Annotated in this window: 8 protein-coding genes and 1 tRNA gene; 7 read left to right on the plus strand and 2 right to left on the minus strand. The window is 43.5% G+C overall.

Translation table 11 applies throughout. The features are described 5' to 3' along the window. The first annotated feature begins 2 nt into the window (after positions 1-2). Together AC0SAP_RS07640 and AC0SAP_RS07645 are read left to right on the plus strand one after the other, a co-directional pair. Positions 3-3137: a molybdopterin dinucleotide binding domain-containing protein gene (locus AC0SAP_RS07640; RefSeq protein ID WP_473383750.1), complete on the plus strand. Its 3135-nt coding sequence runs from the start codon at positions 3-5 to the stop codon at positions 3135-3137. A 991-nt stretch (positions 3138-4128) separates the two neighbouring features. Next, on the plus strand, positions 4129-4323 hold the full coding sequence (locus tag AC0SAP_RS07645) for a hypothetical protein (protein ID WP_473383738.1): 195 nt from the start codon (positions 4129-4131) through the stop codon (positions 4321-4323). Positions 4324-4422: 99 nt separating this feature from the next. Here the strand turns inward: AC0SAP_RS07645 and AC0SAP_RS07650 are convergent, their stop codons facing one another. Both AC0SAP_RS07650 and AC0SAP_RS07655 read right to left on the minus strand, forming a co-directional pair. Further along, positions 4423-4830 (minus strand): Mth938-like domain-containing protein, encoded by a 408-nt coding sequence (locus AC0SAP_RS07650; RefSeq protein WP_157953535.1) that lies wholly within the window; start codon positions 4828-4830, stop codon positions 4423-4425. Further along, positions 4820-5665 carry a hypothetical protein gene (locus tag AC0SAP_RS07655; protein ID WP_473383739.1) on the minus strand — a complete coding sequence of 282 codons (846 nt, stop codon included), beginning with the start codon at positions 5663-5665 and terminating at the stop codon, positions 4820-4822. Before AC0SAP_RS07655 ends, AC0SAP_RS07650 begins: the two co-directional genes overlap by 11 nt. Positions 5666-6235: 570 nt before the next feature. Here AC0SAP_RS07655 and artP point away from each other — a divergent pair. The 5 genes from artP (at position 6236) to AC0SAP_RS07680 (ending at position 9655) form a co-directional block, all read left to right on the plus strand. Further along, a complete protein-coding gene (gene artP, locus AC0SAP_RS07660) occupies positions 6236-6961 on the plus strand; it encodes an arginine ABC transporter ATP-binding protein ArtP (RefSeq protein ID WP_473383741.1) in 726 nt (241 codons plus the stop codon). Positions 6962-7191: 230 nt separating this feature from the next. Next, on the plus strand, positions 7192-7935 hold the full coding sequence (locus tag AC0SAP_RS07665; RefSeq protein ID WP_473383742.1) for a transporter substrate-binding domain-containing protein: 744 nt from the start codon (positions 7192-7194) through the stop codon (positions 7933-7935). Between the two features lie 131 nt (positions 7936-8066). After that, positions 8067-8762, plus strand: a complete 696-nt coding sequence (locus tag AC0SAP_RS07670) for an ABC transporter permease subunit (protein WP_094568550.1) — start codon at positions 8067-8069, stop codon at positions 8760-8762. Between the two features lie 10 nt (positions 8763-8772). Next, the gene (artM, locus tag AC0SAP_RS07675) at positions 8773-9438 is read left to right on the plus strand and encodes an arginine ABC transporter permease ArtM (RefSeq protein ID WP_094568544.1); all 666 of its coding nucleotides are present in this window, start codon (positions 8773-8775) and stop codon (positions 9436-9438) included. A 126-nt stretch (positions 9439-9564) separates the two neighbouring features. Continuing rightward, positions 9565-9655, plus strand: a tRNA-Ser gene (locus tag AC0SAP_RS07680). Positions 9656-9729: the final 74 nt, after the last annotated feature.

The following is a 9729-nucleotide window of genomic DNA, read 5'->3' on the forward strand; positions in this document are numbered from 1 at the left end:
AGATGGATCTGGCAACAGAGGCGGTGGAATCTCATCAAGATATCGATGTTGAGGATGATGCACGCCGTAAGCGCCGTAACATTGTTAAGGGAGTTGCGGCAGCTGGTGGTTTAGCGGCATTTGCGGTCGGTTATAGTAATACAGCAAAGAATATGGTGAAGGGTCTTGTCACCGGTACTTCTGCAGAGCCGACCAAAAATGCGATCTTTGGTGATGCACTCAATGTGGAAGGGCATATCGAAGATGGCAAATTTATCCAGAACAAGCAACAAGCGATGTCCAATACCCAATGTTTTGGATGCTGGACCGTTTGTGGCGTGCGGGTGCGGGTCGATAAGGAGAAGAATGAGGTGATTCGTATCGCCGGAAATCCTTACCATCCATTATCGAGTGAAGAGCAGTTCAATTACGATATGCCGATCGATGAGGCATGGGTGAAGTTAGGGGGCGATCAGGGCATTAATGATCGTTCAACGGCTTGTGCGCGTGGTGCGCAGATGGGAGAATCTGTTTCAAGTCCTTATCGTGTTCTCTGGCCTTTAAAACGTGTTGGAAAGCGAGGGGAAGGTAAATGGGAGCGCATCAGCTTTGAGCAATTGATCGATGAAGTGGTCAATGGTGGCGATCTCTTTGGTGAAGGGCATGTAGATGGGCTTAAAGATATTCGTGATCTTGAGACCTTGATCGATCCCCAAAATCCAGAATTTGGAGTTAAGGCGAATCAACTTTTAGTCTCAAATGCCGGAAATGAAGGGCGTGAATTCTTTGTTAAGCGCTTTACGAATGAATCGTTCGGTACGCGTAACTTCACTGCACATGGAGCCTATTGTGGTCTAGCGTATCGTTTAGGATCAGGTGCGTTGATGAATGATATGGCAAAAAATGCCCATGCTAAGCCAGATCTTGAGAATGTTGAATTTGCAATCTTTATGGGAACATCGCCGGCACAATCGGGGAATCCTTTTAAACGTCAAGGTCGCCTCTTAGCAGGTGCGAGAACGAAAGAGGCTTCTGAGTTTAGTTATGCCGTTGTTGCGCCAAACTTGCCGATGACAAATACGCTCGCAACGCAGAATAATACCTGGATCTCTATTCTTCCAGGGACCGATTCGGCGATGGCGATGGCGATGATTCGTTACATTATCGATCAGAAGCGTTATAACGAAGATTATCTCACCGTGCCAGGAGCTGCAGGAATGGAAGCGGCGAAAGCTGTGAGTCATTCGAATGCAACCCATCTTGTGATTGTTGATGAGAAGAGTCCTCTTTATGGTCAGATGTTACGTCTTGCGGATATTGAGGGGGGCGATCGAGCATCGAGCCCGATCTTAGCGGTTGATGCGGTAACGGGTGAGTTGAAGGATGTCGATGAAGCGCTTCGCGGTAAACTCTATTATGCGGGCAAAGTAGCACTTGCAAATGGGGAAGAGGTTGAGGTTGCAACAAGCTTTACGATGTTAAAACGCTCTGCAGATAAGATGACATTAGCGGAGTATAGTGAGGTTTGTGGTGTGCCGGTCTCAACGATTGAGGGATTGGCGCGTAAATTTACCAGTCATGGACATAAAGCCGCGATTATTACTCATGGTGGCATGATGAGTGGTAATGGTTTCTATAATGCTTGGTCACTCTTAACGCTCAATGTTTTAATCGGCAATATGAACTATAAGGGCGGAATGCATGTTAATGGTGGGAAATATGCCGATTATGCTCCGGGTCCGCGTTACGATTTTACAAAATTTGATGGTATGGTGCAGCCGAAAGGCATTATGATTGGTCGCGCGAAGCGCCCTTATGAGTCATCAACTGAGTATAAAGAGAAGGTAGCGCGTGGTGAGAATCCTTACCCGGCGAGTCGTCCTTGGTATCCTTTTGCCGGAGGGCAGGCGACAGAGATGTTGATCTCCGCGCTCAATGCTGATCCTTATCCACTCAAAGCGTGGATCAGTAATATGACTAATCCGGTCTATGGTATTACAGGTTTTAGACAATTACTGCTCGATAAGTTAAAAGATCCCAAAGTCTTACCACTCTTTGTGGCGATTGATGCCTTTATCAATGAAACTACAGCGATGGCAGATTATATCGTTCCCGATACTCATAACTTTGAGAGCTGGGGCTTCGGTAGTGCATGGGCAGGCGTTCCCTTTAAGACCTCTACTGCAAGATGGCCTATCGTGGAGCCACGTGTCGAGAAAGATGCAAAGGGTCGTCCAATTTCGATGGAACTCTTCTTTATTGAAGTGGCGAAAAAGATGGGATTACCAGGCTTTGGTGAGAATGCGATTAAAGATTATGAGGGAAATAGTCACCCCGTCCATAATGCGGAAGATTTCTATCTGCGTGCGGCGGCAAATATGGCATTTGATGGATCTGCCGTACCGGAGTCAAATCGTGAAGAGATGGAGTTAACCGGTGTTAAACGCATCAAAGGTGAGATTGAGCGTGTCTTGAAGCCAGAAGAGCAGATGCGCGTTGCCTATGTTTATGCGCGTGGTGGACGCTTTGCCGACTTCGATACCGGTTGGAAAGGGGATGAGATGACGAAAAAATGGACGCCGACGCTACAGCTCTGGAATGAGACGGTAGGGGTTCATCGTCACTTTGCGAATGGGGAGCGTTATAGTGGAACGCCGACCTACTATCCACCCCGTTTCTCAGATGGTAGCTCGGTTTATGAGCGCTTCTCAAAAGAGGAGTGGCCATTAGCATTAACCTCATTTAAATCGAATATTGTGAGTAGTACCTCCGGTTCAACACTGCGTTTACGGATGATTAAGCCGACTAACTTTGTCGCGATTAGTGAGGAAGATGCACTTCGCTTCAATGTCCAAAATGGGGATCGAGTGCGAATAGAATCTCCTAATGGGGCTCAAGAATCGCAAATTATGGTTCTCGATGGCGTAAAACCGGGTGTTTTAGCGATAGAGCATGGTTATGGTCGTCGTGATGTTGGGGCAAGAGCACATATGATCGATGGTGTTCCGATGCAATTTAGTCAACATGTGGGAAGTGGACTCAACTTGAATGATCTAGCAATTGCTGACCCTTCAAGACCGATTCCTGCGCCATGGCTCGATTGGACAACAGGCGCTGCGGTTCGACAAGGTATTCCTGCTAGAATCGTAAAGCTGTAAATAAGACTGAAACATAAAACGGAAATAGATCTGCTGTAGCTCACACCCTACAGCGGACTATTATGAACCAACTCACAACCTTTGGTTCATTATAAAAACCACTCTTTTTGAGTGGTTTTATTTTTTAGTTCTAAAAGGGCTGATGAGTTGCCGGAGATCACACTGCATACTTCCATGAATCACACGTCGGCAAATTGGCAATCTCTATTATCGGTGGACTTTCTCGGTATCATTGATGCCAATCTGCGGGCATGCAGTTGATATAAGAGCGAAATCGTTCTCTCCCGCCGATCAATAGATTTTCTTATTGCTTGAAACAATCAAACAAAATAGGCTGAACGCTGCCGGATCTTACTATTACGTTCTTCCAGAAACTACATGCCGGCAGAGGGCGATCTCTATTGCAAAAGCATTATCAGGTTTCATTAATGACAACAAAAGGGGTTGATGAGTTGCCGGAGATCACCATTGCATACTTCCATGAATCGCACGCCGGCAAGTTGGCAATCTCTATTATCGGTAGACTTTCTCGGCATCATCGATGCCGGCCTGCGGGCATGCAGTTGATATAAGAGCGAAATGGTTCTCTCCCGCCGATCAATAGATTTTCTTATTGCTTGAAACAATCAAACAAAATAGGCTGAACGCTGCCGGATCTTACTATTACGTTCTTCCAGAAACTACATGCCGGCAGAGGGCGATCTCTATTGCCAAAAGCATTATCAGGTTTCATTAATGACAACAAAAGGGGCTGATGAGTTGCCGGAGATCACCACTGCATGCTTCCATGAATCATATGCCGGCAAATTGGCAATCTCTATTGTCAGTGGATTTTCTCGGCATCATTGATGCCAATCTGCGGGCATGCAGTTGATATAAGAGCGAAATGGTTCTCTCCCGCCGATCAATAGATTTTCTTATTGCTTGAAACAATCAAACAAAATAGGCTGAACGCTGCCGGATCTTACTATTACGTTCTTCCAGAAACTACATGCCGGCAGAGGGCGATCTCTATTGCCAAAAGCATTATCAGGTTTCATTAATGACAACAAAAGGGGTTGTTGAGTTGCCGGAGATCACCACTGCATACTTCCATGAATCATATGCCGGCAAGTTGGCAATCTCTATTGTCAGTGGACTTTTTCGGCATCATCGATGCCGGCCTGCGGGCATGCGGTTGATATAAGAGCGAAATCGTTCTCTCCCGCCGCTCAACAGACTTTCTTATTTGCTTAATTACTCAACTACTCAATTACTCAATTGCTTAATGTAATGACTTAATGACTTATTTCTCAATTGGAAAAAAGACACCTAAAGCATTGCGATCTTCAGCGGCTAAAATAGCAAATGTCCGGCAGAGGGATTCTGTGGCCATTGTCTCAATACCAATTCCGCGTTGATAGAAAAAGGCCCGCCATTGAGGATCGAGAAATTGCATCTGATTGCCAGAGCCGATCAAAATAACAGTGGGTTTCAATTCAAGCCACTTTTCAAAATGAGCTTCTGTTAATTGCTCAAATGTTGCCGGCAAATAGTGTTCTCCGTGTAATACCTCTTTGTTTAGAAGCATAATCGGCTCATGCCATTCACTCTCATCATTGAGTCGAAAGAAGCGTGGGGCATAACCTTTGATATGGAGATTATCTGTCGTTTCACGCTGAATAGTGGCGCCGGCAGGATTATTATTGGGCATCGATAGACTCCTTAATAAGTGCGAAAAATTGATCTTGATCTTTAACGTGATAGAGCGCTTCGGCATCGATCGTAACACCATAACGCTCTGCAATCATCTCATAGAGCTCAAGCCGATGTTCAATGAGTTGGGGGAAGATCCAACGGGTAAAATGTGCCGGCGTAATCTCTGCTTCCGATTGCAGTTGATGAGTTTTGAGATACTCCTCAATTTTAGGTAAGAGGAATGAAGCTTGATAGTAGAGCGGCTTAGGATGAGATTGAGCGCGCTCGATCACATAGTTTTTCGCCTTCTCTGATGCCTTTATATAGATCAATAGTGCATTTTGACCGATCAACTCCCAGCTCTTCTCATCTTGAATTTCACAAAAGCTACCGCTGGTATCGATAATGAAGTTAGGGCGTTGATAGCGCTTTTCTGCACGCTCCATAAAGTAGGGAACATCGGCAATTGCACCAATCTCAGCAAGACGATGGCGCTCTAAACGATCGAGAAATTGGGCCAGAGGTTGCCCCCCTTCAGCAGGATTACCGACCATTCCTAAATAAGCAGAAAGCGGCGCGAGATTACTAATAGAGAGTCTAGATTCAACTGAAATCGCTTGATTTTGAATTAAGCTCTTTAAGAGTGGATTTTTCATCGCTTCAAGCGTTAAAAAATCATTTACTTCATCTTTAAGGTGATGTGTGCCAATTCGATAATCAATCGAATAGTGAAACCATTCCGATGGGGGAAGCTTTTTGGAGAGATGGGTCTTTCCTACACCACTCATCCCCATCAGAGCAATCCGCTTATGGGGGGAATCTAAAAATTTTTCAACAAGCGCTTTTTTCATATCACTATCTATCTGTTTCTATCTGCTATTTAATTAGGTTACTTATCTATCAGTTCATACTGACTTATCTATAATCTTATAAACTTTATGGTCTGTAGGTTGATGATCTATCAGCCTATGACTTATAAGCGTATGATTTAAATAATGAATCATTAACTGTACGGTTCATTAACTATTCATGACCAACTACTTATTACTATTTGCGACCTCTATTTTGACTGCTCCATTGCTGATTATTTTACCGGTTATTTTACGAGTTATTTCATCAGTTATATCGCTAGAGTTTTCATTAATATTGCATCAATTGAGCAGTTTTTAGTTGCAAAGATTTTATATTAGCAGAGATTTGCCGGGAGATTTCTTTTTCCCCTGTTTTATAATGAAAATGATGATGAAAAGATTCTGCATGAAAGAAAAAAATACCGTAAAATAGACAGGTTTGAAAAGAAGATTTTATAATTCTAATGAGTGAGCGCACCCGGATTGATGCGCTCTTTTGCGAATTTTTTGCTAAAAGCGATATAAGGGCTTCTGCAAAGTTCCTGCGGGCTGAAAAGAGATAATAGAAGAATGATTGAACTGAAACACTTAAACTATTTTTATGGCGATACGCAAGTACTTTTCGATGTATCTATTAAAGCGAAAGAGGGAGAGATCGTTGTTTTATTAGGGCCGAGTGGCGCAGGGAAGAGCTCCTTATTACGTATCCTTAATCTACTCGAACGCCCAAAAGAGGGAGAGCTTGAGATTGCAGGATTTGATTTCGATTTCTCTCAGTCGATCTCCGAAAAAAGTATTCGGGAGTTGCGTCAAAAAGTGGGGATGATCTTCCAACAATACCATCTTTGGCCCCATCGTACAGTGTTGCAAAACTTAACCTATGCGCCGGTTAAACTCGGTAAAATGAGCCAAGAAGCGGCGAAGCAGAAGGGGTTAGAGGCGCTTCGATCTCTTAAGTTGGAGGGATTAGATGAGCGATATCCACTAAAGCTCTCCGGCGGACAACAGCAGCGAGTTGCTATTGCACGGGCGCTTATGATGGAGCCCGAAGTGCTTCTCTTTGATGAGCCAACCGCAGCACTCGACCCGGAGATCACCTCGCAAGTTGCTGCGATTATTGAAGAGCTATCGACAACAGGAATTACACAAATCGTCGTAACTCATGATGTTGATTTTGCAAAACGTATCGCGACCTATGTGATCTATATGGAAAATGGGCGCGTTATCGAAGAGGGAGATGCCTCAATGTTTGTAACGCCAAAGACAGAGCAATTTAAGCAATATCTCTCCCATTAAATTCCTCATTTTACGATAGATGCGATATGATGAGGAGGGCGAAGGTGCCGGCATCATCAGCTGCAGACGCGCTGTCATATCAAGTTGTATTTCAAGCGCCCGATGATGAGTGAAGAGATCAGCAAAGATCGCAAAAAGATGTCAAAGATAGATCAACAAACAGATCAAAAAAGAGATCAAAAGCTGTGAGAACAGATCGAAAATAACAATAGAGATAGATGGAGAATATTATGAAAAAGAGATTAGAATTACTACTTGTTGCCGCAGGATTATTGAGTTCAACAACCCTCTATGCACAAGATAAATTAGTGGTTGGAACCAATCCGGCATATCCACCTTTTGAATATAAAGGTGAGAATAATGAGTTATTAGGATTTGATATCGACCTGATGAATGAAGTATGTAACGTTTTAGAGAAAGAGTGTGTCTACTCAGAACAGGAGTTTGATGCATTAATTCCTAATCTTCGTCTACGTCGTTATGATGCTGTTATTTCAGGAATGGATATTACGGAAGAGCGTGCAAAACAGCTTGCTTTCTCTGACCCTTATTATCAAAACTACTCTATCTATATCACAACAAAGGATAAAGCAGACCAGATCAAAGATGTGGCAGATGCAAAAATTGGAGTACTTTCTGGCTCAACGCATCAACAATATATTCGCGATACCTACAAAGGGGCGGATGTCTCTGTCTATCCACAATATCCGGCGGCTATGAGCGATTTAGCTATCGGTCGTGTTGATGTTGTTTTTGGTGATGGTGAAGTTGTGAATGATTATATGAAAGAGAATGATAACTTCACAATAGTGGGTGAGAAGGTGACAGATCCTAAATACTTCGGCCAAGGATTAGGTATTGGCGTTGGTAAACGTAATACTGAATTATTAGATCAGATCAATGAAGCGCTCAAAGAGGTTAAAGAGAGCGGTAAATATGATGAGATCTATAGTAAATGGTTTGAGCAACAGTAGTGGCAGTGAGATGCGTAACTGCGAAAAAAGCGATGGAAGGTTCATCGCTTTTTGTTTGTTTAATTTGAGGGAAGAGTGTGAGTGAACTAACAACTATTTTTGATCTGTTTAACAGTCAATATTTTGCAGCGATGTTAGTGGCGGCAAAAGCGACAATTTTACTGGCGATTATCGCATTGGTGATGGGATTTCTCTGGGCGAATATCTTAGCGATTTTAGAGTTGAGCCGATGGCGAATTGTTAGGTGGAGCGTCACCCTTTTTGTATCGATTATTCGTTCATTGCCGGAATTGATCGTCATCTTCCTGATCGGATTGGGGCTTCCTTATCTCTTTTTGGAATATGAGGAGATCTGGCCACCCCAAGTGATCGATCTCTACTTCTCAATTCTTGATAGTTATGGGGAGTATCTCTTCTTTGGTTTAGGCGCATTTGCACTCTCTTTAATTTATGCTTCTTATGCCTCACAGACGATTAGAGGCGCACTACTTGCCGTGCCTAAAGAGCAGTGGCATAGCGGAGCCGTTTTAGGGCTCTCTAAGCCGGCAACCTTCTTCTATATCATTATGCCGCAGATGTGGCGTCACGCTTTTCCGGGCTTAAGTAATCAGTGGTTGGTTCTATTAAAAGATACCGCGCTTGTCTCCTTAATTGGTGTTCATGAGTTGATGAAAGAGACCGATTATATCTATAGTGCAACATCCGATGGATTTACCTGGTATACGATGGCGGCGTTGATCTATCTTGTGATCTCTTTGGTGAGTCAGAAGCTACAAGATCTTCTCTACAATCGAATTACCAAGTATGATCACGAGCCGGCGAAATAGGGGGGGGAGCATGTTAGATCATTTTATCTTTATTTTAGAAGGGGTTCCGCTCAGTTTAGGCTTAACGGTAGCGGCCCTCTTTTTAGGATTTATTTTAGCGCTTCTCTTAACGGGAATCTTAACGCTATGGGAGAATCGTTGGCAGGCAAAGATTGCACGCGGTTTTATTATCTTCTTTACCGGCACGCCACTTTTAGTGCAGATCTTTCTCTTCTATACAGGGCCCGGGCAATTTACCTTTATCAGAGAGTCATTCCTCTGGTCACTCTTCTCGGAAGCTTGGTTTTGTGCAATCTTAGCACTCTCTTTGAATTCAGCCGCTTATACCGCTCAGCTCTTCTATGGCGCAGTAAAGAATATCTCTAAGAGCCAATGGGAGGCTTGTTTAGCATTAGGTATGAGCCGTTTTGAGGCGATGAAGATTCTTATTCCACTTGCACTAAGACGCGCTCTACCGAGTTATTCCAATGAGATTGTCCTGATCTTCAAAAGTACATCTCTTGTACAGGGAATTACCCTTCTCGATATTATGGGAAGAGCAAGAGAGCTAACAGGGCAAACATATGATTCCATCACATATTATGCGATGGCAGGCGTGATCTATCTTGCGGTGAATGTTGTTCTTATTATGATTGCAAAACTGATGGAGCGAAGAGCATTAGCATTTGAAAATTGATAAAAAATTCAAGATCGAGGCGAAAAGAGTGAGAAGAGCAATTGATCAATTTTAACGCTTTACATCTTGGAGAGAATTACTATAATAGTACGTCTATTCACTACAGAGTTAGCGAATAAACAGAAAGGAAAAGTGGCCGAGTGGCTGAAGGCGCACCCCTGCTAAGGGTGTATACGTTAATAGCGTATCGAGGGTTCGAATCCCTCCTTTTCCGCCAAACCTTTAAAACCTTAGCAATCGCTAGGGTTTTTTTATTGCCTTTAATAAGCCATAAATATAGCAATAATCGAG

Source organism: Ignatzschineria sp. PL_is040, assembly GCF_055813795.1.

Coding starts and splice junctions, on each gene's coding strand:
- AC0SAP_RS07640 (WP_473383750.1), top strand. CDS start 3: ATGGATCTGGCAACAGAGGCGGTGGAATCTCATCAAGATATCGATGTT.
- AC0SAP_RS07645 (WP_473383738.1), top strand. CDS start 4,129: ATGCCGGCAGAGGGCGATCTCTATTGCCAAAAGCATTATCAGGTTTCA.
- AC0SAP_RS07650 (WP_157953535.1), bottom strand. CDS start 4,830: ATGCCCAATAATAATCCTGCCGGCGCCACTATTCAGCGTGAAACGACA.
- AC0SAP_RS07655 (WP_473383739.1), bottom strand. CDS start 5,665: ATGAAAAAAGCGCTTGTTGAAAAATTTTTAGATTCCCCCCATAAGCGG.
- artP (WP_473383741.1), top strand. CDS start 6,236: ATGATTGAACTGAAACACTTAAACTATTTTTATGGCGATACGCAAGTA.
- AC0SAP_RS07665 (WP_473383742.1), top strand. CDS start 7,192: ATGAAAAAGAGATTAGAATTACTACTTGTTGCCGCAGGATTATTGAGT.
- AC0SAP_RS07670 (WP_094568550.1), top strand. CDS start 8,067: ATGTTAGTGGCGGCAAAAGCGACAATTTTACTGGCGATTATCGCATTG.
- artM (WP_094568544.1), top strand. CDS start 8,773: ATGTTAGATCATTTTATCTTTATTTTAGAAGGGGTTCCGCTCAGTTTA.